General features: G+C 70.5%; 22 protein-coding genes, 2 tRNA genes and 1 pseudogene. 12 read left to right on the top strand and 13 right to left on the bottom strand.

The genetic code is table 11. From position 1 onward, the window contains the following. The first annotated feature begins 38 nt into the window (after window positions 1–38). The 9 genes from ehuD (at window position 39) to IE252_RS25275 (ending at window position 7,063) form a co-directional block, all read left to right on the top strand. On the top strand, window positions 39–656 hold the full coding sequence (gene ehuD / locus IE252_RS25235) for an ectoine/hydroxyectoine ABC transporter permease subunit EhuD (RefSeq protein WP_067161058.1): 618 nt from the start codon (window positions 39–41) through the stop codon (window positions 654–656). Continuing rightward, complete coding sequence (gene ehuA / locus IE252_RS25240; RefSeq protein ID WP_190091764.1) at window positions 646–1,431, top strand: ectoine/hydroxyectoine ABC transporter ATP-binding protein EhuA; 786 nt, start codon at window positions 646–648, stop codon at window positions 1,429–1,431. Before ehuD ends, ehuA begins: the two co-directional genes overlap by 11 nt. 177 nt (window positions 1,432–1,608) lie before the next feature. After that, complete coding sequence (locus IE252_RS25245) at window positions 1,609–2,367, top strand: IclR family transcriptional regulator (RefSeq protein WP_190091765.1); 759 nt, start codon at window positions 1,609–1,611, stop codon at window positions 2,365–2,367. A gap of 73 nt (window positions 2,368–2,440) precedes the next feature. After that, window positions 2,441–2,517: transfer RNA gene (locus IE252_RS25250), tRNA-Lys, on the top strand. Between the two features lie 186 nt (window positions 2,518–2,703). Further along, the gene (locus tag IE252_RS25255) at window positions 2,704–3,600 is read left to right on the top strand and encodes a hypothetical protein (protein WP_190091766.1); all 897 of its coding nucleotides are present in this window, start codon (window positions 2,704–2,706) and stop codon (window positions 3,598–3,600) included. 233 nt (window positions 3,601–3,833) lie between these two features. Continuing rightward, window positions 3,834–4,265, top strand: coding sequence for a hypothetical protein (locus tag IE252_RS25260; RefSeq protein WP_190091767.1), 432 nt, complete (start codon window positions 3,834–3,836; stop codon window positions 4,263–4,265). Between the two features lie 134 nt (window positions 4,266–4,399). After that, window positions 4,400–4,951: an ATP-binding transcription factor AbmR gene (gene abmR, locus IE252_RS25265; protein ID WP_190091768.1), complete on the top strand. Its 552-nt coding sequence runs from the start codon at window positions 4,400–4,402 to the stop codon at window positions 4,949–4,951. Next, window positions 4,948–5,430, top strand: a complete 483-nt coding sequence (locus IE252_RS25270) for a group II truncated hemoglobin (protein ID WP_190091769.1) — start codon at window positions 4,948–4,950, stop codon at window positions 5,428–5,430. The genes abmR and IE252_RS25270 overlap by 4 nt, the downstream gene beginning before the upstream one ends. 115 nt (window positions 5,431–5,545) lie before the next feature. Continuing rightward, on the top strand, window positions 5,546–7,063 hold the full coding sequence (locus tag IE252_RS25275; protein WP_190091770.1) for an MFS transporter: 1,518 nt from the start codon (window positions 5,546–5,548) through the stop codon (window positions 7,061–7,063). Window positions 7,064–7,283: 220 nt separating this feature from the next. On the opposite strand, the gene IE252_RS25280 is transcribed toward IE252_RS25275, so the two are convergent. The 3 genes and pseudogenes from IE252_RS25280 to IE252_RS25290 all read right to left on the bottom strand — a co-directional run bounded on the left by IE252_RS25280 (window position 7,284) and on the right by IE252_RS25290 (window position 10,779). After that, complete coding sequence (locus IE252_RS25280; RefSeq protein WP_190091771.1) at window positions 7,284–7,880, bottom strand: lytic polysaccharide monooxygenase auxiliary activity family 9 protein; 597 nt, start codon at window positions 7,878–7,880, stop codon at window positions 7,284–7,286. A 149-nt stretch (window positions 7,881–8,029) separates the two neighbouring features. Further along, window positions 8,030–9,136 (bottom strand): annotated as a pseudogene (locus IE252_RS25285) (SPFH domain-containing protein); the annotation flags it as partial. A gap of 44 nt (window positions 9,137–9,180) precedes the next feature. Beyond that, window positions 9,181–10,779, bottom strand: a complete 1,599-nt coding sequence (locus tag IE252_RS25290) for a peptidoglycan-binding protein (protein WP_190091773.1) — start codon at window positions 10,777–10,779, stop codon at window positions 9,181–9,183. Window positions 10,780–10,971: 192 nt separating this feature from the next. Between IE252_RS25290 and IE252_RS25295 the strand changes: the two genes are divergently transcribed. From IE252_RS25295 to glxA, 3 genes are all read left to right on the top strand, one after another. Then, window positions 10,972–11,045 (top strand) — tRNA-Lys (locus IE252_RS25295). Between the two features lie 503 nt (window positions 11,046–11,548). After that, window positions 11,549–13,534 (top strand): glycosyltransferase family 2 protein, encoded by a 1,986-nt coding sequence (locus IE252_RS25300; RefSeq protein ID WP_190091774.1) that lies wholly within the window; start codon window positions 11,549–11,551, stop codon window positions 13,532–13,534. Then, complete coding sequence (gene glxA, locus IE252_RS25305; RefSeq protein WP_190091775.1) at window positions 13,531–15,471, top strand: radical copper oxidase GlxA; 1,941 nt, start codon at window positions 13,531–13,533, stop codon at window positions 15,469–15,471. The genes IE252_RS25300 and glxA overlap by 4 nt, the downstream gene beginning before the upstream one ends. Before the next feature lie 208 nt (window positions 15,472–15,679). Here the strand turns inward: glxA and IE252_RS25310 are convergent, their stop codons facing one another. From IE252_RS25310 to IE252_RS25355, 10 genes are all read right to left on the bottom strand, one after another. Continuing rightward, window positions 15,680–16,690: a glycoside hydrolase family 6 protein gene (locus tag IE252_RS25310; protein ID WP_190091776.1), complete on the bottom strand. Its 1,011-nt coding sequence runs from the start codon at window positions 16,688–16,690 to the stop codon at window positions 15,680–15,682. A gap of 300 nt (window positions 16,691–16,990) precedes the next feature. Continuing rightward, on the bottom strand, window positions 16,991–17,674 hold the full coding sequence (locus IE252_RS25315) for a class F sortase (RefSeq protein WP_190091777.1): 684 nt from the start codon (window positions 17,672–17,674) through the stop codon (window positions 16,991–16,993). Between the two features lie 13 nt (window positions 17,675–17,687). Next, window positions 17,688–18,245 (bottom strand): hypothetical protein, encoded by a 558-nt coding sequence (locus IE252_RS25320; RefSeq protein WP_190091778.1) that lies wholly within the window; start codon window positions 18,243–18,245, stop codon window positions 17,688–17,690. 72 nt (window positions 18,246–18,317) lie between these two features. Beyond that, complete coding sequence (locus IE252_RS25325) at window positions 18,318–19,097, bottom strand: HAD-IIA family hydrolase (RefSeq protein ID WP_101388451.1); 780 nt, start codon at window positions 19,095–19,097, stop codon at window positions 18,318–18,320. Between the two features lie 91 nt (window positions 19,098–19,188). Continuing rightward, window positions 19,189–20,688, bottom strand: a complete 1,500-nt coding sequence (locus tag IE252_RS25330; protein WP_190091779.1) for an alkaline phosphatase family protein — start codon at window positions 20,686–20,688, stop codon at window positions 19,189–19,191. 123 nt (window positions 20,689–20,811) lie between these two features. Continuing rightward, on the bottom strand, window positions 20,812–21,882 hold the full coding sequence (locus tag IE252_RS25335; RefSeq protein ID WP_190091780.1) for a 2-aminoethylphosphonate ABC transporter substrate-binding protein: 1,071 nt from the start codon (window positions 21,880–21,882) through the stop codon (window positions 20,812–20,814). Between the two features lie 59 nt (window positions 21,883–21,941). Further along, a complete protein-coding gene (locus tag IE252_RS25340) occupies window positions 21,942–22,739 on the bottom strand; it encodes an ABC transporter permease (RefSeq protein WP_190091781.1) in 798 nt (265 codons plus the stop codon). Beyond that, on the bottom strand, window positions 22,726–23,646 hold the full coding sequence (locus IE252_RS25345) for a 2-aminoethylphosphonate ABC transporter permease subunit (RefSeq protein WP_190091782.1): 921 nt from the start codon (window positions 23,644–23,646) through the stop codon (window positions 22,726–22,728). The genes IE252_RS25340 and IE252_RS25345 overlap by 14 nt, the downstream gene beginning before the upstream one ends. After that, on the bottom strand, window positions 23,639–24,691 hold the full coding sequence (locus IE252_RS25350) for an ABC transporter ATP-binding protein (protein ID WP_190091783.1): 1,053 nt from the start codon (window positions 24,689–24,691) through the stop codon (window positions 23,639–23,641). The genes IE252_RS25345 and IE252_RS25350 overlap by 8 nt, the downstream gene beginning before the upstream one ends. Then, the gene (locus IE252_RS25355) at window positions 24,688–25,383 is read right to left on the bottom strand and encodes a phosphonatase-like hydrolase (RefSeq protein WP_190091784.1); all 696 of its coding nucleotides are present in this window, start codon (window positions 25,381–25,383) and stop codon (window positions 24,688–24,690) included. Before IE252_RS25355 ends, IE252_RS25350 begins: the two co-directional genes overlap by 4 nt. Window positions 25,384–25,397: the final 14 nt, after the last annotated feature.

A 25,397-nucleotide genomic window follows, 5' to 3' on the forward strand; every position in this document is an offset into this window, starting at 1 on the left:
CGGGGTCCTCCTGGGACTGGTCCGCCGTCTGGGACTTCATGCCGCGCTTCTGGGACGGGGTGCTCGTCACCCTCCAGGTCCTCGCGCTCGGCTCGCTCATCTCCTTCTCGCTGGGGCTGGTGTGGGCGCTCGGGCTGCGCGCGCCGTCCCGGCTGGTGCGCTGGCCGGTGACCGCCGTCACCGAGTTCATCCGCACCACGCCGCTGCTCGTGCAGCTGTTCTTCCTGTTCTTCGTGCTGCCCGAGTGGGGCGTGAAGTTCTCCGCCCTGACCACCGGCGTCCTCGCCATCGGGCTGCACTACTCGACGTACACCGCGCAGGTCTACCGGGCCGGCATCGACGCCGTGCCCAAGGGGCAGTGGGAGGCGGCCACCGCGCTCAGCCTGCCCGTGCACCGGACCTGGCTGGCGGTGATCCTGCCGCAGGCGGTCCGCCGGATCGTTCCGGCGCTCGGCAACTACGTCATCTCGATGCTCAAGGACACCCCGCTGCTGGCCGGGATCAGCGTCCTCGAACTCCTCCAGCAGTCCCGCCTGGAGGGCGCCTCGACCTTCCAGTACACCGAGCCGCTGACCGTCGTCGGCATCGCCTTCATCCTCATCGCCTATCCGGCTTCCCTTCTCGTACGAGCCCTGGAGCGCCGCCTTGCCCGCTGATCTCTCCCCCGCGCACACGCCCGTCCCCGCCGACTCCGACAGCCCCCTCATCACCTTCGACAACGTCACCAAGCGGTTCGGCTCCACCACCGTCCTGGACGACCTGTGCTTCTCGGTGCGGCCGGGGCGGCACGTCACGCTGATCGGCCCGTCCGGCTCCGGCAAGACCACGATCCTGCGGCTGCTGATGACCCTGGAGACGCCCGACTCCGGGACGATCCAGGTCAATGGGGACCGGCTGTTTCCGGCCGCCGAGAGGGAGCGCCGCCAGGCCCGGAAGAAGATCGGGATGGTCTTCCAGCAGTTCAACCTGTTCCCCAACATGAGCGTGCTGCGGAACATCACCGAGGCGCCGGTGCGGGTGCTCGGCCTCGCGCCCGACGAGGCCGAGGCGCGGGCGAAGGAGCTGCTCGACCTGGTGGGCCTCGCCGACCGCGCCGACGCCAAGCCCGCGCAGCTCTCCGGCGGCCAGCAGCAGCGGGTGGCGATCGCCCGGGCCCTTGCCATGCGGCCCCAAGTGCTGCTTCTGGACGAGGTGACGTCCGCGCTGGACCCGGAGTCGGTGGCCGGGGTCCTGGACGTCCTGCGGGACATCGCGACGACGACGGACATCACCATGCTCTGCGTCACGCACGAGATGAACTTCGCGCGCGACATCTCCGACGAGGTCATGATGTTCGATTCCGGGAAGGTCATCGAGTCGGGTCCGCCGGAGAAAATCTTCGCCGCACCCGAGCACGAACGCACGCGCGAGTTCCTGGGTGCGGTGCTCTGACCTCACGTTCCGGCCAGAGACCCTGACGCTGGCATATGCCAAGCGGATGCGCCCCAGCGTGCGGGCCGGGGCGCATCATCAATCTCGTCAACACCCCCACCGGAAAGGGCCCTTGGCGGCTATCTTGGAAAGGTGAAGCTGTCCACCTTCGCAGCCTCGACCTGCTAGGGGGAAACCGTGGCGCTGAAGCCCGAGCCGACCGCGCCGTTCCACTCGGTGCAGTACGCCTTCCGCGTCCTGGAGACGATCTCCAAGCACGCAGGCGGAGTGACCGACGTCCAGATCGCCCGAGAGACCGGCCTGCCGACCGCACACCTCGCCTCCCTCCTCCTCATGCTCCGCTGCGAGGGCTATGTGGAACAGGTGGCCGACGGGGCGTACGTCATCGGCGACTCCACCGTCCTGCTCGGCTCCGGCGTGGTGCGCCAGCAGGCCCTGGAGGCCAAGCTCCAGAGCACGCTCACCGAGCTGCGCGACTCGGTCGGCGCGGCGGTCTACATCAGCCGGTACATCGACGGCGAAGTGAAGATCACGCAGTACGCGGACGGCCCGCGCGCCCCGAAGGTGAACGAGTGGGTGGACTTCCGCTCGGCGGCCCACGCCAGCGCGGTCGGCAAGTGCCTGCTCACCCAGCTCGACCAGAACGGGCGCCGCGACCACCTCTCGCGCCACAAGATCGCCCGGCTCACCTCGCGGACCATCACCAACGAGCGCGTCCTCTTCAGCAAGCTGGACAGCCAGCCGGCGACGGTCCCGGTCCTCGACCTCCAGGAGTACGCGGTGGGCACGGTCTGCGCGGCCGTGCCGCTCACGGCGGGCTCGGCGGTCGGCTGCCTGGCCCTCTCGATGCCGATCGAGCACGCCCACCGGCTGCGCTCGGCGGCGGACACGCTGAACCGGCGGGCGGCGCCGGTGGTGCTGTCGCTGGCGATCTAGGAGTTTCGTTTCCGTAATCCGACGGAGTGCAGGAGCACCCCCTCGGACCAGGTAGTATTTTCTCTGTCAGCAGGCGCCGCTAGCTCAGTTGGTTAGAGCAGCTGACTCTTAATCAGCGGGTCCGGGGTTCGAGTCCCTGGCGGCGCACCATCTGCGACCTGGGCGTTCTCTCTTTGGGGAGAACGCCCTTGGTCGTTTTCGGGGCCAGCTACCGGCGAGGGGCTGACGCCACCGCCGTCCGGCCGCACGGCCGGTGGTAAGCATCTTTGTCGAAGCACTCCCGCAGAAGCGGACTCAGCGTCACACTGAGCAGCCTGCGAGTGGGGGAGAGCGCGAATGACGGACGCGACTACGCCAGAAAGCACTGGGCAGTCTGACGCCGACGACGCCGGAGAACCGCAGCAGAGCGCCGGCAGACAGGCGAAGACCTGGATAGTCGCGGCCGTGGTCGCGGGACTGGCCGCCGGCATCGGGGCTGAAACTCAGGGCGCCTTCACGGCGACGGTGGACTTCGTCAAAGATCTCTTCACGACGACCGATCCCCACGACGACGTACCGCTCACCGCCAAGGCGTCGTTCGTCGACCCCTGGGATGTTTGCGAAGGGGGCGGGGGCATGGTCTATCTCAAACCACCGACACTCCCCGCCATCGAGCAGGAGTTCGGGAAGCGCTGGGAGATCAACTCCTCGTACTCGACACAATCCACCTTCGACTCGACCTATGAGGCCAAGGCGGCGAACTACACCATCGTGAACCTCCTCATTCAAGGCAAGAGCGCGGACGCGGTTGTCATCAAACGCATCAGAGTGAAGCCTGTCGAGGTGCGGCCCGCCCCGAAAGCCCTCCGTCTGCGCTCTTCGGGCGGATGCGGTGATGCCAACATGAGCAGGTTCTCTGTCGATCTGGACAGCCCGCAGCAACAACTCAAGTTCAAGGACGGAAAAACCGACCAAGGAAAGCAGCGGGTGAGCGGCTTCCCGTACCGCGTCACCAAAGCTGATCCTGAGGCAGTGGTCGTCGTGCCGGTCACCAACCAGAGCTACTGCCGTTTCGATTTCCTCGTGGAGTGGGAGAGCGGAGAGCAGTCGGGTGTACTGGAGGTGGGTGACGGTGACCACCAGAACGCGCCGTTCGAGGTGGTCTCCGGCTCGGCCTCGCCGAAGTACTCCATCGATCAGGACTTGAAAGCGCGCCCCATGACGGAATCCAAGGTTGTCGACCCATTGGGGTGAGGATTTTGAGACGGACCGCACTCCGCAGGTCATTACTCATAGCCCTGGCATGGGCACTTTCCTTCGTCGTCGGCGGGCTCCTGTACGGGTGGTACCGTTCCGGGTCCGGTTCAGACCCCACCAAGTCCGATATCGACACCACCGGTCTGCGTCATACGGATTGGCGCAACGCGGAGATACCAGGCGATCTATGCCGCTCACCAAGCTCCATCCACCTGCATGACGGTTTGGCCTTGGCACCCTCGGACTTCGACGGCCCTGAACAGAATATGCCGCAGGACGTGAGCGCCTCCGCGGACAAGGTCGCCTATGGCGATCTGACAGGAGACCATCACGACGAGGCGGCACTACCCGTATTGTGCGCCAACCACAATTCCACCGCCGCCGGGCAAAGGGCGATGGGGGTCATGGTCTTCGACGGGGCCGATCACCCACTCCGATTGATCGGAACATTGGTAGGTCAGCAGCCGAGGTTGGGTGAACCGCCCAATTTCCTGGAGATCTGGCAGATAACGCCCGGCAAGATCGTGGCGACCGAAACATTTTACGGTCCGGGAGATGCCAACTGCTGCGCCTCTGGTAAAGCCACAGACACGTGGACCTTTGAGAGCGGGAAGCTGAACCCCACCAGTAGCGTGGTGGACACACCGCCGGACAACGGATAGCGGAGCACGCCGGGCGCACACAGACAGGAGGAGCCCCTCGCGGAAGCGGGGGGCTCCTTGCGTTGCCCCTACACCTTTCAGGCCCACGGCGAACACCCTTGGCAGCCCGCCCCCGCGCGAGTAATCCTGATTACATGATTACAGCCGAACAGCACGAGCAGCTTCGCGGCTGGTTCTCCGGCCGCGTCCCGGACGGTCTCTACGAGCGTCTGGTCGAGGTGGTGGTCGACCGCGAGGAGATCACCGTCGTCGGGCGCGTCCCCGAGCCCAAGCTCGCGGACGACGCCTCCCCCGCCGAGCGGGCCGCCGCCCTCGACGGCCGCATCCAGGAGTTCCGCGAGCGCACCCGCGACGAGCGGATCGCCGTGGCCCGCGAGGCCGAGCACCGGTACGGACGCAAGGTGTCGTGGGGCGCCGAGTGCGGCGGCCGGCGCGCGATGTTCACGCAGGTCGCGGCCCCCGTCATGACCCGCCTCAAGCAGCCCGAACGCCAGGTCCTGGACACCCTGGTGGCCGGCGGGGTGGCCCGCAGTCGCAGCGACGCCCTTGCCTGGTGCGTACGGCTCGTACAGAGTCACACCGACGACTGGCTCGGGGAGCTGCGCGACTCCCTGGAGCGCGTACGGGAAGTCCGCGCCCAGGGTCCCGACCGCGCGTCGGGGCCCGCCGAGGAGGAAAACGCATGAGCGACGCTCCGGGGATCCCCAGCGTCTACGAGTGGATGGGCGGCCAGGAGGCCCTCGACCGCCTGACCGAGGTGTTCTACGGGCACGTGCACAAGGACCCGGTGCTCGCACCGGTGTTCGCGGGCGCCCCGGCCGAGCACGCCCACCACGTGGCGATCTGGCTGGCCGAGGTCTTCGGCGGCCCCGCCGACTACACCGCGGCCCACGGCGGCCACGACCACATGGCCGGGCGCCACGTGGGCCGCGGCATCACCGAGGAGCAGCGGCGGCGCTGGATCTCGCTGCTGATGGACGCGGCGGACGAGGTGGGGCTGCCCGACGACCCGGAGTTCCGGGCGGTGTTCGCGTACTACATCGAGTGGGGCACGCGGATGGCGCTCGTCTACTCGGGCCCGAACCCGCCGCCGGTGGAGGGGACGGGGGCGACGGTCCCGAAGTGGGGCTGGAACCAGACCCCGCCCTGGCAGCCGAAGGGTTAGCCCAGACCTCTCAACTCGCTTGCGTACGGCCCCTCCCGGACCCCCGGAGGGGCCGTACGCATGTCTTATACATTCGTTCTAGACAACCGTATTAAACAGCCGTACAGTTCCTGTCATGACGCACTCACCGAGCACGAACCTCCGCGCCGGGCGCAAGGAGTGGACCGCCTTCGTCGTCCTCCTGCTGCCGCTCCTCCTGGTCTCGATGGACGTCTCCGTCCTCTACTTCGCGATCCCCTCCATCACCCGCGAGCTGGACCCGAGCGCCACCCAGCAGCTGTGGATCTTCGACATCTACGCGTTCGCGCTCGCCGGACTGCTCATCACGATGGGCTCGCTGGGCGACCGGATCGGCCGCCGCAAGCTGCTGATGATCGGCGCGGCGGCGTTCGGACTCGCCTCGGTGACGGCGGCGTACGCGACCAGCGCCGAGATGCTCATCGCGGCCCGCGCCCTGCTCGGTGTCGGCGGCGCGACCCTGATGCCCTCCACCATGGGCCTGGTCCGCAGCATGTTCCGGGACGACAAGCAGCGCGGCCAGGCGATCGGCATCTGGTCCGGCGCCATGGCGGGCGGCATCGCGCTCGGCTCGGTGATGAGCGGCGTGATGCTGGAGCACTTCTGGTGGGGCTCGGTCTTCCTGATCAACGTGCCCGCGATGGTGCTGCTGCTCGTCCTGGTCCCGGTCCTGGTCCCCGAGTTCAAGGACCCGGCGCCGGGGAAGTTCGACCTGCTGAGCGTGCCGCTGTCGATGGGCGCGGTGCTGCCGGTGGTCTATGGGCTGAAGGAGTTCGCCGCCGAGGGCTTCAGCACGGCGCGGCTGCTGTCCGTCCTCGCGGGGCTCGCGGTCGGCTGGGTCTTCGTCCGCCGCCAGCGCACCCGGAAGGACGCGATGATCAGCCGCGAGCTGTTCCGCGACCGGGTCTTCGGCGCCGGGATCTCCCTCAACGCGGTCGCGGCTTTCGCGATGATGGGTTCGGCGTACTTCACCACGCAGTACCTCCAGTCGGTGCTCGGCATGGGCACGATGGAGGCGGCCCTGTGGTCGCTGGCCCCGTCGCTCGCGGTGGGCATCGCGGCGCCGACGTCGACCGCGATCGCCGCCAGGACCGGCAAGGCCCCGGTCATCGCGGCCGGCTTCGTGATCGGCTCGGCGGGCTACGGCGTCCTCGCCCTCACCGGCACCGACTCCCTCTGGATCCTGCTGACCGGCGCCGCGGTGATCGCCAGCGGCATCGTGATGGTGATGGCGCTGGTCTCCGACATGGCCCTGGCGTCGGCCCCGGCCGAGAAGGCCAGCTCGGCGGCCTCGCTCCTGGAGACCGGGCAGGAGTTCGGCGGCGCGCTCGGCATGGCGGTCCTGGGGTCGGTCGGCACCGCGGTCTACCGCGCCGACATGCCCGACTCGGCCCCGCCGGCCGCCCGCGAGACCCTGGGCGCGGCGGTCGCGAGCACGGATCACGCGCTGGTGGCGACGGCTCGGGAGGCCTTCGTGCACGGTCTGCAGTACGCGGCGGTCGGCGGGACGGTGCTGCTGGTGGTCACCGCGGGGGTGGCTGTGGCTCTGCTGCGCAACACCAGCGCGGGGGCTCCCGTTCGGTCGCAGGAGCCGGAGGGTGAGCTGGTGGCGTGAGCCCCGTACGCACGCGACCGCCGGGCAGGCTCACTTCGAGCCCGCCCGGCGGTCGTTCGTGTGTCACCTGCGGGCCGGTGGTGGGCTGGTCGCGCAGTTCCCCGCGCCCCTTGGATGCCGCTCCGCGGCAATCCCCGGGGCGGCCCGAAGGGGCGCTCTCAGGGGCGCGGGGAACGGCGCGAGCAACCCACCACCGGCCCGCAGACGAACCCCGGGCCGATTAGAACTGCACGTCCGAGCACGAGTAGAACGCGTTGCCCGTGTCCGCGATCGTCCACACCGCCAGGACCAGGTGGCGGCCGGACCTGCCGGCGGGGATGGTGCCCTCGTGGGAGAGCGTGGCGGGGGGCTGCTTGTTGTAGAACGGGACGGTCAGGAAGGGCTGCGGGTCGAGCGCCGCGCGGGTGAGCTTCTTGCTCGGGTCCCAGCCCTGCTTGGTGAGGTAGTACTTGAAGTCCGTGGTCGCGTGCCGGGCCGTGAACTGCCAGCGGAAGGTGTACGTCTGACCTCCCGTCAGCTTGGTCGTGGGCCACCCCGTGCCGCCGCGCGGATCGTCGAGCTGGGCGAACCGGCTCAGGCCGCCCGCGCATATCGTCCCGTCGGCGGGCCCCGCGGCCGGGAAGCCCTTCGGACCCTCGACCGACTGCGGCTCCCAGATGATCTCGCCGCAGTTCTGGACCGTACCGTTGGCGCACACCTTCTGGCGGCTCAGGGGCTGGTCGGTGTAGCCGTGGCCGCTGGCGCTCGACGTGGCGAGCAGGGAGGTGCCCGCGGCCGCGAGCGCGACCACGGCCGCGCCCAGCTTCTTCTTTCGCATGCTGACGCTCCTGGAGAACGTGGGGGAGTTCTGGGGCCGTGGCGCACGCGTGCAAAAATCTGGTCTGGACCAACTCACAGGCTATTCCCGCCAGTTGAGCATGTCCAGACCAATCGCAACCCGGCTTCGGCCCCGCCACTCCCCCGCGTTCAGGCGCCCTCGGCCCCGCCCCGGCCCGTGTAGAACGCCACCGTCAGGTCCTTCACCAGCACCCTGCGCTCGTAGTCGTCCAGCTCGACCAGACCGCGCGAGGTGAGCCGGGCGACCGTGTCGTCGACCGCGTCCACCACCGAGCTCAGCACCGCGTCCCGGTGCCGGGCGTCGATCGCCGCGACCCGCCGTCGCCGCATCGCCGCCGCCACCTCGGGCGCGTACTCGATCCGGACCGGCTGCGCCGCGTACACCTCGATCCCCACCGGCTCCGCCTCCGCCTTCAGGAGCCGGGTCAGCGCGTCGCCGACGGCCTCCGCGTCGCGCAGGGTCGGGGCGTCCTCGTGGAAGGCGTCGGCCGGGAGGCGCGAGAGGACCCGGGCCATCGCCGCCTCCACCTGGTCGCGCAGATAGACCACGTGGTCCTCCACGGCCAGGGCCGCCCGCGCGGTGTCCCTGACCCGCCACACCACGAGCACCACGGCCCGCAGCGCGGTGCCGTCCGCGTCGACCGCGGGCATCGGCTCGCTGCGCCAGTGCCGCAGCCGTACGTCGACCGGGCGGCGCAGCAGCAGCGGGCTCGTCCACACCAGCCCCGTGCGCCGCACGCTGCCCCGGTAGTCGCCGCAGAGCGAGAGCACCCAGGCGCACCCGACCCGGCCGCGCCCGAGCCCGCCGAAGCAGACGACCGCGAGGGCCGTGCCGAGCACGAGCAGCGCCCAGCGCGCGGGCCCCATGACGCCGTGCCCACCGGCGTCCGTATACGAAGGGAGCCGCAGCGCGTCCGTCACCGCCGCCGGGATCAGCCCGGCCGACCAGACCACCGCCGCGCACCCCGCGAGCGCCGCGAGACCCGCCGCGACGGCCACCGCCCCCGGCACCACGGGCCCGGCGCGCTCCACCAGTTCGGGGTCGCCGGGCGGGGCGGGCCGCACCGGCGCGGGCAGCGGCCGGGCCGTGCGCCGGGCCGGGGCGGCCGTCGGCTTCGGCCCGGGCTGCGGCACCACGGGCGTGGGCGCGGTGTCGTCCCGGAACAGCAGGTGCACCGGGATCTCGGCGGTGGTCTCGCCCCTGATCACCGCGACCCGGCGGGTACCGGGGCCGGGCATCCCGTCGTCGGGATCCGTCGTCTTCTGCATCGATGCCTCCGTCATGATTGGGGTCTCCCCTGCTCGAACGGAGTTGAGAGCTTGGGGAAAAGCCGCCGCCAGGTCTCGGGGCCGGGGTAGCCGTCGGCCGCGCCGCCGCGCCAGCCCTGGGCGCGCTGGAACGCCTCGACGTTGCGCCGGTCGGCCTCGCTCCAGATCGGGCCGGGCCCGGAGGTGTAGTACCGCCCGAACCCCTTCCGCAGGAGCTGCCGCCCGAGCTCGGTCACGTACGCACTGGACTGACCCGGCCGGAAGTACGCCTTGCCGGGGAAGAGGGGCACGTGCACCCAGCCCGCCGGGGCGGCTACGGTCGGCCCGGCGGGAGCGCCCGCCAGTGGGCCCGGGGGGCCTTGCGCGGGCGGGGCGGGGGGCTGGGTCGTCGGCGGCGACACCGGCTGGACCGCCGGGACCGGGGCCACCGCGGGCTGAACCACCACCGGCTGAGCCACCGGCACCTGGGCCACCGCGGGCTGGACCTGCGGCTCCGGCGGGGGCGTCGCCGTCGAGGTCAGGCCCCCCGTCGCTCCCCCGGCCGCCGGGATGTCCTTGCCCCCGCCCCGGACCAGCAGGCTCCAGGTGTGGGCGCCCGGCAGGCCGTCGGCCTCGCGGCCGGTCCAGCCCTGGGCGCGCTGGAAGGCCTGGGTGGCCTTGCGGTCCGCCTCGCCCCAGCGCGGGCCGGGGCCCTCGGTGTAGAAGCGCTTGCCGCCGCGCGCCACCAGCATCTGGCCGAGCCGGGTGACGTACGCGTTGTTGGCGCCCGGCCCGAACACGCCCGCGCCGGGGAAGTCCGCGGTGAGCGCCGCCGGGGCGGCGGGCGGGTCGACGGCGGGGCCGCCGGTGCCGGTGCCGACGCCCTTGTAGCGGTAGGGCAGGTAGCGGCTGGAATTGCTCCAGTACCCGTACGGCGTGGCCTGCTTCCGGGCCAGCGGGGGCGTCTGCTCGTACGCGATGTAGTAGGTGTGCGTGTAGTCCGTCCAGCCGCCGAAGATCACCACGTGCGAGCCGCGCGTCGGGTTGTCGGGGTTGTGGAAGAGCAGCATGTCGCCGGGCTGGAGCTCGTCCTTGGTGATCCGCACCGCGAAGTTGCCCAGGCTGCCGGTCCACTCGTTGGTGCCGAGGTTCCAGGCCATCGAGACGAACCCGGAGCAGTCCTGCCGGTACCCGTCCGACCAGTACTTCTCCATGCTGTACGGGACCTGCGCGGTGATCCACTTCTTGGCCCGGTTGATGATGTCGGCCCGGGTCATCGGCTGGAGCTTGCGCGGCGGCGGCTCGTCCGGCGGCACGGCCGCGCCCCCGTGCAGTGCGCCGGTGGCTCCCTGCTCGGTCACCGGCCCGGTGTCCAGGCCGACGGCGTCGCCCCCTCCGGCGGCCCGGTCGTGGCCGGTCTCCGGCCCCGGCGCCCGTACGGCGGCGGCGGCGGTCCCGGCGCCGAGGACCACGCCCGCCGCGGTCGCGAGCACCAGCGCGCGGCGGGCACCGCGGGCGGCCGGGCGGCCCCCGGCGCGCGGCGGCAGGGCGGCCGTCCGCCGCCGGTCCGCGCACCCGGCGCAGCCGCACTCGCCCGCCGGCTCGTACTCCTCGAACACCGGCACCGTCATGGCGTCACCTGCCGCTCTCGGCGATCTTGTGGTCGTTGAAGATCTTTTCTGCGCTTCTGCACGGGCCACAGCTTTCCAACCGTCCACATAAATCGCATTTTGACGGATCAAAACGGATGAAACGAACATCTCACCGCGTGGCGCTGGTCAGAACCACCCTTCCGAGTCCGGTAGAGTTCTCGGTGTCAGCAGGCGCCGCTAGCTCAGTTGGTTAGAGCAGCTGACTCTTAATCAGCGGGTCCGGGGTTCGAGTCCCTGGCGGCGCACAGACAGCCACAGTCCCCTCACCATCGGTGAGGGGACTGTGGTCGTTAGAGGGCGTGCGCCAGCGCCTCCCGCGCCGTGCAGCGCGTGGTACTGCCACGGGAGCTCCACCCGAAATCCGCACGCCCTGCACAAGCGCCCCGTAAAGCCCTCGTATGACCGGTAAACAGCTCGTTTCACCCTTGCGATCAAGCCGCCGGGCGTAGAAACCTGGCTGGGGGGCATCGGTCCCAAGGGGGTGTGCGGCTCCATCACTTGGAGGCCGCGGGTGTGGTTCGGAGGGGAATGTCCCGGTTGCGGGTACCGCGGGGTGGGGGCCCCGTTCATGAATCGGTGCCGATGAAGGCATCATGCAACCGGAAGGGCCTCCTCCCATGTCTGGATCAAGGGGTGTGGCCCGCCCCTTGACCGCCCATCAGTACGTCCGCGGGGTCGAGGGGGACCCATGCGGACGACGGAACACGACACACACGCAACGTGACCCTTGCGTGCGGGGGGATGACTCATGACGTCGACGCCGACCGGCGCCCGGCACCACGACGACCCGTCCCAGACCACTCAGCTCCGGCTCCCGCCGCATCTGCGGCCCGGGGCCCGGCAGCGGCTGAAGAAGTCGCTGCCGCGCTACGACTACGAGCACTACAGCAGGCTGGCCGGCCCGCTCACCCAGCCGGACCCGGCGAAGCCGTACCGCGTGCGCTACCGGTCGCTGCTCTCCCAGGAGCCGCACCGGATACGCGCGGCCCTGCTGCTCGGCGCGGCCCCGCTGGTCTCGCTCGGCCTGTTCGCCTGGCTGATGCAGCCCGAGCACTGGACCAAGCGCGACCACGCCTCGCAGTCCCTGCTGGTCCTGGACATCGTCATGCTGGTCTCGATCGGCCTGATCGAGCTCTTCCGGACGATGAACGTGCTCTCCAACGCGCACGCCACGCTGGTCGCGCGCGACCCGATCCCGGTGGTGCCCGAGACCGGCACCAAGGTCGCCTTCCTCACCTCCTTCGTGCCCGGCAAGGAACCGCTGGAGATGGTGACCAAGACCCTGGAGGCGGCGGTCCGCATCCGCCACCGCGGTCTGATGCACGTCTGGCTGCTCGACGAGGGCGACGACCCGGCGGTCAAGGAAGTGTGCGCGCGCCTGGGCGTGCACCACTTCTCCCGCAAGGGCGTCGCACGCTGGAACCAGCCCAAGGGCCCGCACCGCGCCAAGACCAAGCACGGCAACTACAACGCCTGGCTGGAGGCGCACGGCGGCGAGTACGACTTCTTCGCCTCCGTCGACACCGACCACGTGCCGCTGCCCAACTACCTGGAGCGGATGCTCGGTTACTTCCGCGACCCTGACGTCGGCTTCGTCATCGGCCCGCAGGTCTACGGCAACTACGACACCTTCGTCACCAAGGCCGCCGAGTCCCAGCAGTTCCTCTTCCACGCGCTGATCCAGCGGGCCGGCAACAAGTACGGCGCGCCCATGTTCGTCGGCACCAGCAACGCCGTGCGCATCAGCGCCCTGAAGCAGATCGGCGGTCTCTACGACTCGATCACCGAGGACATGGCGACCGGCTTCGAGATGCACCGCGCCACCAACCCGGCGACCGGGAAGAAGTGGCGCTCGGTCTACACCCCGGACGTGCTGGCCGTCGGCGAGGGCCCGACCGCCTGGACCGACTTCTTCACCCAGCAGCTGCGCTGGTCCAGAGGTACGTACGAGACGATCCTCAAGCAGTACTGGAAGGGCTTCGGCACCCTGCCCTTCGGCAAGCTCTTCAACTACACGATGATGATCATCTTCTACCCGATGTCGGCCCTCAACTGGATCCTGGCGGCGCTCAGCTGCGCCCTGTTCCTGGGCCTGGGCGCCTCGGGCGTGCAGATCGACCCGGTCATCTGGATGATGCTGTACGGCAACGCCTCGGCCCTCCAGATCGGGCTCTACATCTGGAACCGGCGCCACAACGTCTCCCCGCACGAGCCGGAGGGCTCCGGCGGCGTGGCCGGCATGGTGATGTCGGCGCTCTCCGCGCCCATCTACGCCCGCTCGCTGATGGACGCCGTACTGCGCCGCAAGAGCTCCTTCGTGGTGACCCCCAAGGGCGACTCGTCCAGCCCGGACACCCTCTTCGGCACCTTCCGCATCCACCTGTTCTTCATCGCGCTGTTCGGCGGCTCGCTGGTCTCGTCGTTCTTCAACGGCCACAGCCACCCCGCGATGATCACCTGGGCCACCCTGGCCATGCTGATCACGGCCGCGCCGATCCTCGGCTGGCGGTGGACCGTACGGGCGGAGAAGAAGAAGCGGGGCAAGCGCAGGCGCTCCGGGCCGCCGGCCGCGCCGCAGCAGGGAGCGCACCAGCAGGAGCGCCCGCAGTGGGCGCCGGGGACACCGGGGGCGCCGCCGCAGCCGCAGGGCGAGCCCCAGCAGCCGCCCGCCGGGCCGCCCGCCGAGCCCGCCGACCAGACCGTGCAGATCGCCCTTGGGGGACGTAACCAATGAGATTCCGTCCGACCCGCCGTACCCGCCGCTGGGCGATCGGTACGGCGGTGGTCGTCGCGCTCGCGGGCGCCAACGGCCCCTGGCTGTACCGGTTCTCCACGAACCAGTACCACGACTACAAGATCAACCAGCCGGGGTACAAGGCGGACAACGGCCACTGGGACATGGTCGCCATGCCCAAGGAGTTCCGGCTCAACACGATCCACGCGGCGCTGCTGCACACCGGCAAGGTGCTGCTGGTCGCAGGTTCCGGCAACAACGCCAAGAACTTCGACGCGAAGAAGTTCGACACGGTGCTGTGGGACCCGGACAAGAACACCTTCAAGAAGATCCCCACGCCCAACGACCTGTTCTGCACCGGCCACACCCAGCTCGCCGACGGCAAGCTGCTGATCGCGGGCGGCACCAAGCGGTACGAGAAGCTCAAGGGCGACGTCACCAAGGCCGGCGGCCTGATGATCGTCCACAACGAGGACCCGGACAAGCCGATCACGCTGCCCGCGGGCACCCGGTTCACCGGCAAGTCCAACGCCAAGACGTTCGTCTCCAAGGACCCCGTCCTCGTCCAGCGCGCCAAGAAGGTCTTCGACAAGAAGACCGGCAGGTTCCTGCGCACCGAGGCCGGGCTCGGCCGGATCTACGTGGAGGCCGAGGAGTCCGGCACCGAGCACGAGACCGGCACCGAGGACAACTACCGCATCCAGGGCCTCACCGGCTCCGACACCCGCAACGTCTACGGCATCGCGCAGAAGCTCGCCCTGGACAAGAAGGACTTCCAGGGGATCAGGGACGCCTACGAGTTCGACCCGGTGGGCGAGCGGTACATCACGGTCGACCCGATGAACGAGGCCCGCTGGTACCCGACGCTGACGACGCTCTCCGACGGCAAGGTCCTCGCGCTCTCCGGGCTCGACGACATCGGGCAGCTGGTGCCGGGCAAGAACGAGGTGTACGACCCGAAGACGAAGAAGTGGACGTACACCAAGGGGATCATGCAGTTCCCGACCTACCCGGCGGTGTTCCTGCTGCAGAACGGCAAGCTGTTCTACTCGGGGTCGAACGCGGGGTACGGGCCGGACAACGTCGGCCGTGACCCGGGCATCTGGGACTTCGCCTCCAACAAGTTCACCAAGATCCCCGGGCTGAGCGACCCGGGCGAGATGGAGACGTCGGGGACGGTGCTGATGCCTCCGGCCCAGGACGAGAAGTACATGGTGATCGGCGGGGGCGGGGTCGGCGAGTCGGCCGAGTCGTCGAAGAAGACCCGGATCGTGGACCTCAAGGACCCCAATCCGTCCTTCAAGGACGGCCCTTCGCTCGCCGACGGGACGCGGTACCCGATGACGTCCGTGCTGCCCGACGACACCATGCTGATCAGCGGCGGCTCCAAGGACTACCGGGGCCGGGGCGGCTCCAACCTGCACCAGGCGCGGATCTACGACGCGAAGACGAACACGATGCGGCGGGTGGCGGATCCGGAGGTGGGCCGCAACTACCACTCCGGGTCGATGCTGCTGCCGGACGGGCGGGTCGTGACGTTCGGTGGGGATTCGTTGTACGGGGACAAGGACGATACGAAGCCGGGGGTCTTCGAGCAGCGCATCGAGATCTATACGCCGCCGTACCTCTACAAGGGCGGCGACCACCGGCCCGAGCTCGGGGAGGGGCCGAAGTCGCTTTCCCGGGGTGGGAGTGGGGTGTTCAAGTCGAAGGACGCGGGGGCGGTGAAGGCGGCTCGGCTGATCCGTCCGAGTGCGACGACGCACGTCACGGACATTGATCAGCGGTCGGTTGCGCTGGATGTCGCGAAGACGGCGGACGGGGTCCGGGTCACGGTCCCCAAGAACCGGAACCTCGTCCCTCCGGGTTGGTACATGCTGTTCGTGACGGACGGGGAGGGTGTGCCGTCCCGGGCGGTGTGGGTGGAGGTGCCGTAGCCTGCGGCGGGCGGCCAGATGTTTCGTCTGCAGGCCGTATGTGGCTGGTCGCGCAGTTCCCCGCGCCCCTGAAGATGCCGCTGCGCGGCAATCCCCTGGGCGCCCCGGAGGGGCGTTCTCAGGGGGGCGGGGAACTGCGCGAGCAACCCACCACGGTCCGCAGACGAAGGGATCCCTCGGAGAGTTTCGGGAAGGGGCGGGGAGGGGCTTACTTCGTGTTGCGGGCCAGGCTCAGCGCATAGTCCGCCCACCACTCCCCCGCCTTCGGCCCCCCCTTGCAGCCCCCGTCCGACTCCCCCGGCCGCTTCACCCACACGTACGCGTCGACCAACCCGTCCCCCGTCCGCGTCGTCGGCCGGTCGCCTAGCGCGCGGCCGGGCGGGTTGCACCAGGTCTCCTTGGGGTCGCCGCCCGTGTACGGCCCGTTCCCGTTGCGGCTCGTGTCGATCACGAAGTGCTTGCCGGACAGCTTCGCCGACAGCTGGTGGCCGAAGTCCCGGCTCGCCGCCGTCGTCTGGAAGTTGGAGACGTTGACGGCGAAGCCGTCGGCCGCCTCCACGCCCGCCCGCCGCAACGGCTCGTCCAGCGCGTCCGGCCGCTGCCACCCCGCGTTGCCCGCGTCCACGTACACCTTCACGCCGGGCTGCCGCTTCAGCCGCTCGACCGCCTTCTTCAGCAGGTCGTACCGCTCCTCGGCGAACTGCTGCGGCGTGCACCCGTCGACCAGGTGCAGCACCGCGTCCGGCTCCAGGACCACCGTGGCGCCCCGGTCGCCGATCCCGGCGGCCACCTTGTCCACCCACGCCCGGTACGCGTCCCCGTCCGCCGCGCCGCCCTTGGAGAACTGGCCGCAGTCGCGGTGCGGGATGTTGTAGAGCACCAGCAGCGCCGTACGGTCGGCCTTCGCCGCCGCCTCGGTGAAGCCCTTCGCCTCCGACTCCGGGTTCTCCGGGCCGATCCACTCCCCGACCGGCTGCTCCGCGATCTTCCTGATCAGCGCGGCCTTGGCGTCGTCACCGCTCTTGCGGTACTCGGCGGCCTGCCGCGACGCGTTGCCGTCCGGGTTGACCCAGAACGGATCGGTGCCCTTCGGCTGCTGCGCCACTTCGGGCTTCTTGTCCGAGTCGGAGGAGGACGAACAGGACGTCAGCGCCAGCGCCGTACCCACGGCCGCCACCGCCACCCCGACCGCGCCCGTCCGCGCACCACTCCGGAACATCCGACCCCCTCAAACGTACTTTCCCGGACGCTTCCCCCGATCCATCGTGGCACACCCGCACACGCCCCCACGAGCCCGTGCCCACCGAGCGCACACAGAAGGCGACTTGGCGTTATCCAGCCCTAGGCCGAAAGCGCACAACGGTTCTACAGTGGTCGCATCGGCCCCAGTCCCGGCCCACGTTGGCGCTGGTCCCCTCGAACCTCCCGTGGAGGTGCCGGGCTTCTCCCGCAGCCCGTGCACCCACGGTCGAGGACCGGCCCGGCCGGCGGCTCCGGGGGGAGCGGGCCGTCGGCCGGGCTAGGTTGCGGACCTGGCCGCCGCGGGCCGTACGTCGGTGAGATACGCCGACACCACCACGTTCGCCGTATACGCGCGCGCCTTGCGGTCGTAGGTGCCCCCGCAGGTGATCAGCCGCAGCTCCGCGCGCCCCGCCTCGCGCGGCCCGTACACCTTGTGCGCGTCGAACCGGTCCCGCCCGAAGACCTGCACGTCGTCGATGGTGAACTCGGCGACGGATCCATCGGTCCTGGTCACCCGCACCTTCTCGCCGGGTCGGGTGGCGCTCAGGCCGTAGAAGACGGCGGGCTTGCTCTCGGTGTCGACGTGGCCGACGAGCAGCGCCGCCCCGGGCCCGCCGGGCTGGACCCCGGCGCCGAACCAGCCGACCGTGCCCGGCCGGTCGTACGGCGGCGGATCGACCGCACCCGCGGTGTCGAGGCCACGCGGCACGACGGGTGCGGCCACGCCTATGGAAGGGATCTCGACACGCCGCGGCGCCGCCGCCTTCACCGGGTCGTGCGCGGGCGGCAGCGGTACGCCCAGCGGGCGCCCCACGGCCGCCACGTCACCCGTGGTGGGCGCCGAGCTGCCGCCGGGGCCGTCGGTGGCCTCGCGGCCCCACAGCCACAGGCCGAGCAGCAGGACCGCCCACGCCACCCCGGTCAGCAGCCGTCCGGTGCCGGACGTGTGCTCGGAGGACATCGCCCCGGTCGTCTCAGTCCGTGCGGCGCCGGCGCCGCACGCTGCGGCCCGCCACCGCGACCGCCGCCACGGCCGCCAGGGCCAGGCCGATCACCGCGTGCCGGGTGCCGGGACCCTGCTCGGTGGCCTGCCGGTCCGCGAGCTGCGCGCCGCCGCCGCCCGCGTGGACGGGGGCGTGCGGGGTGGCGTGGTGGTCGGGGTGGTCGTCGTGGTGGCCGCCGCCGTGGACGACCGTGACGCGGCCGGAGGCCTGGCCGGAGCTGTCCTTGCAGTTCACCCAGATGTCGTAGCTGCGCGCCTGGGCGTCCGAGCGGATCCGGGCGTGTGCGAAGAGGCCCCCGTCCGCCGCCGGCGCGAACTGCGCCTGCGAGACGAAGGCCTCCGAGGTCCCGACGGCCTGCCGGCCGCTGCACACGCTGACCCGCAGGTCCACCTCACCGCCCGGGGCGATGGTGGACGGCGTCACCGTCAGTGACCCGTGCGACTCGGACTCCGCCGTGGCGACCGCCACGGGCATCAGAGCGGTGGCGGCCGCCACGGCCGCACAGAGCGTGACCTGTCGAAAGCGCATCGTGAACCTCCTGTACGAAGATTCACGCGCCCCGCGCCGTTCCGCATCCCGGGCGCGCCACCCGGGGGACGGTCAGATCAGCTTCACCAGATCGGCGATCGAGTCGACAGTCTTGGACGGCCGGAACGGGAAGTTCTCCACATCCTCGGGCCGGGTGAGCCCGGTGAGCACCAGAAACGTCTGCATCCCCGCCTCCAGCCCCGCGAGGACATCCGTATCCATCCGGTCCCCGATCATCGCGCTGGTCTCCGAATGCGCCCCGATCGCGTTCAGCCCCGTCCGCATCATCAGCGGATTCGGCTTGCCCGCGAAGTACGGCTTCTTGCCCGTCGCCTTGGTGATCAGCGCGGCGACCGCGCCGGTCGCGGGCAGCGGGCCCTCGGTGGAGGGGCCGGTCTCGTCCGGGTTGGTGCAGATGAACCGCGCTCCGCCGTTGATCAGCCGGATCGCCTTGGTGAGCGCCTCGAAGCTGTACGTACGGGTCTCGCCCAGGACCACGTAGTCCGGCTCGTGGTCGGTCAGGACGTACCCGATGTCGTGCAGCGCGGTGGTGAGCCCCGCCTCCCCGATCACGTACGCCGTGCCGCCCGGCCGCTGGTCGTCCAGGAACTTGGCGGTGGCGAGCGCCGACGTCCAGATGTTCTCGACCGGCACGTGCAGGCCCATGCGGGCGAGGCGGGCCTGGAGGTCGCGGGGGGTGTAGATGGAGTTGTTGGTGAGGACCAGGAACGGCTTGCCCGACTCCTTCAGCCCGGTGAGGAAGGCGTCCGCACCCGGGATCGGCGTGCCCTCGTGAATGAGGACCCCGTCCATGTCGGTGAGCCAGGATTCGATCGGCTTGCGCTCTGCCATGGGGCGGACTCTCCTGCGGTGTGCGCTGGACGAAGAACTGGACGGTGCCGGGGTGCACCGCGCTGTGCCGTACCGACACCGCCCAGCCTAGTCAGGAAGCCGAGATCTTGACCTGGTCGATCACCCAGTACCAGTTGTTGCCCCCGGTGTAGCGGAAGCGCACCTGGGCGGTGGTGGCCCCGGCGGGCACGTTCAGGGTGAGCGACTCGGCCTTGGCGACCGTGTCGAAGGCGTACGTCTTCACCGTCACCGGCGCCGCCCCGTCGTAGGAGACGAGCACCTCGCCCTTCTGCGGGTTCTCCTGGAGGTAGTGCGTCACGTACGAGAGCGTGGCGGGGGCGCCGCCGCGCACCGGCCAGGCGGGGCTGATCAGGGTGGAGTCGAAGGTGCCGGTGAAGGACTTGTCGGTCCACTCGTCGCCGTCGGCCACCGCGAAGACGTTGCGGGCCCGGACGTTGGACTCGCGCTGCTGGTCGCGCTGGGCCTTGGTCCAGAACTCGTCGGTGGTGAACGACCAGCCGCGCCACTCGGTGACCCCGCCGCCGCCCATGCGGGAGTTCTCGACGGACCACCCGGCGGGCGGGGTGTGGGTGAAGCCTACGACGCCCGCGCCGATGCCGCTCTCGTCGACCGGGGTCTTCAGCTGCGGGCGCAGCGCGTCGAAGTCGTCCGGCGACGGCTGCGAGATCGGGCGGCCGTCGAGCCCCCACGCCGGGTCGATGGCGACGCCGAGGTGGGCGAGCGCGGAGGCGGCGACGTCGGGCATGCGCACGTCGTAACGGACCGAGCCGGGCGTGGTGGTGCCGCCGGTGGCGATCAGGAACGTCTGGCGCTCCTGCCAGGTGGAGCCGCCGTGGCCGCCGGGGTCGGTGTGGCCGTGGTCGGCGGTCACCAGGACCAGCCAGTCCTCGTCGGCGGACGTGGCCCGGGAGGCGATCGCGTCGACGAGCTGCCCGACCTGGGTGTCCACGCCGTGGATCGCGTCCAGGTACTGCTGGCTGGCGGCCCCGTACGTGTGTCCGGCGTGGTCGACGTTGTCGAGCTGGACGAAGACCGCGTCCGGGCCGGGGGCGCTCTTGAGCTGGGCGACGGCCCGGGCGGTGGTGCCCGTGTCGTACTCCGCACTGGGCGTCGAGACCCGGCTGTCGACCTTCGAGGAGAAGATCGTGTCGGTGATCGGCGCCCAGGAGGAGACCGCGTACGTGGACAGCGAGGGCTTCGCCGTCTCGATGCGGGTGAGGAAGTCCGGGTACTGGGCGAAGCGCTGGCCGGTGAAGTTGTTGTCCTTCACGTTGTGCTTGTCCGGCCAGACGCCCGTGATGATCGTGGACCAGCCGGGTCCCGACATGGTGGGCGCGAAGGGGTTGGCGTAGATCGAGCTGGCGGCCGTGAGGCCGTTCGCCATCAGGGACTTCAGGCGGGGCGCGTCGGCGTCCTTGACGCGGTTGAGCAGCGTGCCGTCCAGGCCGATGACCAGCACCTTGGGGGTGCGGGCGGCGGCCCGGGCGACGGAGGCGAGGGGGCCTGCGGCAACCGCGAGGGCGGCGGCGCCGGCGAGCAGGGAGCGGCGGGAGATTCCTGACGGGGTCACGTGGTCCTCCGGGGACGAAAGAGGGCGAGCGCGGGCAGGACGACGCCCCTGGCGGTGCAGGGGCGTCAGGTGGTGCGGGGAAGCGTTTTTGCGAGGGGGGTGGAGCGGCGGGTCAGCGGCGGCTCAGCTACCGGTCGCGGACTTCCACGCGTCCACGTACGACGGCAGGTTCGTGCTGATGTCGAGCCAGTTCGGCTCGAAGACCTCGACTCCCGCCACGAGCTTGGCGAGGGCCGTCGCGTTGGGGTCGGTGGCCTTCACGTCGGTACGGGCCGCGAAGCCGCCGCCGATGGCGCTGACCTCCTGCTGGGCCTGCTCGGTGAGCATGAAGTCGAGCAGCTTCTTGCCGTTGGTGGTGTGCGGGGCCGCCTCGACGAGACCTGCGGCGTACGGCAGCGCGAAGGTGGTGGGCTTGCCGGAGCCGGTCGCCGGGAACCAGATGCCGAGGTTGGGCATGGTCTTGGCCTGGGCGTAGTTCATCTGCACATCGCCGTTGGCGACGAGCAGTTCGCCCTTGTCCACCTTGGGGGCGAGCTTGCCGGTGGAGGCGGACGGGCCGACGTTGTTGGCCTGGAGCTTCTTCAGGTACTCCATGGCGGCCTCCTTGCCGCCGAAGTCGTGCATCGCCTTGATGACGACGGCGGTGCCGTCGCCCGCGACGCCCGGGGTGGAGTACTGGAGCTTGTTCTTGAACTTGGAGCCGAGCAGTTCCTCCCAGGTCTTGGGGGCTTCGCTCAGCTCCTTCTTGTTGTAGATGAAGCCGAAGTAGTTGTTGACGACGGCCGTCCACTTGCCCTTGGCGTTCTTCTGCGCGTCCGGCACCTTGTCGGCGCCCGCCGGGGTGTAGGGCTGGAGCAGGCCCTTGGTGTCGGCCTGCTGGATGAACGGCGGCAGCGTGACCAGCACGTCCGCCTGCGTGTTGGACTTCTCGCGGACGGCGCGCTGCACCATCTCGCCCGAGCCGCCCTCGACGTACTTGACCTTGATCCCGGTCTTCGCCTCGAAGTCCTTGAAGACCTTGTCGTACCAGCCGTCGCCCTTCTCGCCCTTCAGGCCGTCGGCGCTGTAGACCGTGACGACCTTCTCGTCGGACTTGGAGTCGGCGGAGGAGGAGCCACCGCAGGCGGAGAGGGTCGCGGCGAGGGCGAGGCTGCCGGTGACGGCGGCGAGCGGGGTGAGGAGGCTTCTGCGCATAACGTTTCGAACTCCTGGTGTCTGTATGCCGGTTGCCGGTGGCGGCTATCGGTAGCGGGTTATCGGTAGCTGGCTTTGGTACGGATACGGGAGACCGCGAGCAGGACGAGCAGGGTCGTGCCCATGAGGACCACGGCGACGGCCGCGCCGGTGAAGAGCGAGCCCCGGTCGGTGGCGGCGAAGATCTGCACCGGCAGGGGCGTCCAGTCCGGCGGGTAGAGCATCATCGTGGCGCTCAACTCGCCCATGGACAGGGCGAAGCAGAGCCCCGCGGCCGCGTTCAGCGACGGCAGCAGCAGGGGCAGCCGCACGCGCCACAGCACGTACGAGGGCCGGGCGCCGAGACTGGCGGCGGCCTGCTCGTACATCGGGTCCAACCGCAGGATGGCGGCCGAAACCGACTGGTAGGCGAACGCCGTGACAAGAACGGTGTGCGCGAGGATCACGATCCAGCGCGTCCCGTTGAGCAGGAACGGCGGCTTGGAGAACGCGACGAGGATGGCGAGGCCGACGACCACCGAGGGGACGGCGACCGGCAGCACGAACAGGGCGTCCATCGCCTGCTTGCCGCGCTCCTTCAGCGAGGCGGCGGCGAGCGCCGCCCAGGCCCCGACAGTGAGGGCGAGCACGCTGGCGGTGAGCGCGGTGGCCAGGCTGGTGGTGAGGGCCTGGAGGGAGTCGCCGGTGGTGGCGGCGTCGTAGTGGCCGGTGGTGAAGCCGGACGGGAAGGCGCCGGACCAGTTGGTCGCGAACGAGGCGGCGACCACGACGAGCAGCGGCAGGGCGAACAGGGGCAGGAAGAGGACGAAGAAGACGATCCAGGTGGCCCAGCGGCCGCCTCGGCTATGCACCAACACGTCGGCTCACCACCCGGTAGAGGCCGTACAGGCCCACGGAGATCGCGATGTTGACGACGGCGACGACACAGGCGGCCGGGTAGTCCGACTCCAGGATCGCCTTGCTGTAGACGAGCATGGGGAGGGTGGTGACCCCTTTCGCGCCGGTGAAGAGCACGATGCCGAATTCGTTGAGGCACATCACGAGGACGAGCGAGCCGCCGGCCGCGAGCGCGGGCAGCGCCTCGGGCAGCACGACCCGCCGCACGATCCGCCCGGGCCGGGCGCCCAGCGAGGAGGCGACCTCCAGCTGCGCGGTGTCGAGCTGCGAGAACGCGGCGAGCAGCGGGCGCATCACGAAGGGCGTGAAGTACGTGATCTCCGCGAGGAGTACGCCCCAGGGCGTGGTGAGGAACTGGAACGGCCCCGAGTGCGCGCCGGTGACGTCCGTCCACAGCCCGTTGGCCATGCCGACGGTTCCGTAGATGAAGAGCAGCGCGAGCGTGATCAGGAAGGACGGGAAGGAGAGGAACACGTCGATGAACCGGGCGACGGCCTTCCCCCCGGGAAACGGTACGAACGCGATGACCAGCGCCAGCACGAACCCCAGCACCAGACACCCCACGGTCGCCCCCACGGCCAGCCACACGGTGGTCCAGAGCGCGTCCCGGAAGGCAGCGGACGCGAACACGTCCTGATAGGGCGCGAACGAAACCCCGTCACTCCCGTCGGGCGTCAGCGACTGCTTGACGACGAGGAAGAGGGGATAGAGGAAGACGAGGGAGAGGGCGAGGACGGGGGGTACGGCCCAGAGGGCGGTGGGGAGCCGCCGAGCCCCGAGGGCCTGCGGACCGAGCCCGCGCGACGACCGCAAGCGACCAGCCCGACCCGGGCGCCCGGAGACCTTGGGCCCAGTCGGACTAGCCATCCCCGACCCCCGCAGACAGCAGCACCGCGTCCTCCGACGCGAAGTGAAGCGTGACCTCGTCACCGAGCGCCGGAGTCTCGCGCAGCTCCCGCACGTCCGCCTTCACGGCGTGCCCGTCCACCTCCACGTACAACCGGTGCGTGGAGCCCCGCCACTGCACCTCGGAGATCCGCCCCCGCAGGGCGTTGGGCCCGTCCCCGAGCCCGACCAGGTGCGGGCGCACGCACAGCGTGGCCGACGCCCCCACGGCGACCGACTCCGTGGCCACGGCCAGCGCCGTACCCCCGAACGACACGTACCCGGGCTCGACCCGCACGGGCAAAAGATTGGCGTTCCCGACGAAGGACGCCGTGAACTCCGTACGCGGCCGCCGGTACAGCTCCTGCGGCGTCCCGCAATCCCGCAACCGCGCCCGGTCCATCACGGCGATCCGGTCGGCCAGGGTCAGCGCCTCGACCTGGTCGTGCGTGACGTACAGGATGGAGACGTCCGGCAACTCCCGGTGCAGCCGGGCGAGTTCGGTCAGCATCCCGGAGCGCAGCTGCGCGTCGAGCGCCGACAGCGGCTCGTCCAGGAGCAGCACGCCCGGCCGTATCGCCAGCGCCCGCGCGATCGCGACGCGCTGCTGCTGCCCGCCGGACAGCTCGCGCGGATAGCGCCGCGCGTACGCCGCCATCCCCGTCATCTCCAGCGCCTCGGCGACCCGCCCGGCGATCTCGCCCTTGGCGACGAGCTTCTGTGCCTTCAGCCCGAAGGCGACGTTGTCGGCGACGCGCATGTGCGGGAAGAGGGCGTACTGCTGGACGACCATCCCGATCCCGCGCCGGTGCGGCGGCAGCGCCGTGACGTCCCGGCCGCCGATGAACACCCGCCCGGAGGCGGGCCGCACGAACCCGGCGACCGCCCGCAGCGCGGTGGTCTTGCCGGATCCGGACGGCCCGAGCAGCGCCATGACCTCGCCGGGCTCGACGGTGAGGTCGAGCGAGTCGAGGACGGTGTTCCCGCCGTACGCGACGCTCACCCCGTCGAACCGGATGCCGGTCACGACGCTTCCGCCCGCGCCAGCACGTCCGGCAGCTCCGCCACCGAGCCGAGCACATGGGTGGCCCCGGCCTCGTACAGCGCGTCCTTGCCGTGGGCGCCGGTCAGCACCCCCGCGACGACCCCCGCCCCGGCCCGGACCCCGCTGAGCATGTCGTACGAGGTGTCCCCGGCCAGCGCGATCCGCCGCACCGAGTCCACCGCCCCGGTCCGCAGCAGCGCCGCGAGCACCATGTCCGGGTACGGGCGGCCCCGGCCGCCCGCGTCGGCCGGGCACAGGGTCAGCTCGACCAGGTCGCACCAGCCGAGCGCGCCGAGGATGGCGTCCTGGGTGACCCGGGCGAAACCGGTGGTCAGGACGACCGTGCGGCCTTCGGCGCGCAGCCGCTCGATGGCTTCGCGGGCGCCGGGCAGCGCGCTGACGCGCCCGCCCGCGACGAGTTCCCCGTACGCCTCCTCGAAGGCGGTGTTGGCCTGCCGCGCCCGGCTCTCGTCGCCGAACAGGTGCCGGAAGACGGAGATCTTGGACTCGCCCATGGTGGTGCGGACGTAGTCGACCATCGTTTCCGGGTCCTCGCCGAGGCTGCGCGCGGCGGCCGCGAAGGCCTGCTCGACGAGCCCGTCGTCGGCGACGGTGGTACCCGCCATGTCGAGCACGACGAGGTTGTACGTAATGGTGGTGTTGGCGTTGCTCATGTCCTTCGACTCCC

This window comes from Streptomyces melanogenes (assembly GCF_014649795.1).
GTDB lineage: Bacteria > Actinomycetota > Actinomycetes > Streptomycetales > Streptomycetaceae > Streptomyces > Streptomyces noboritoensis.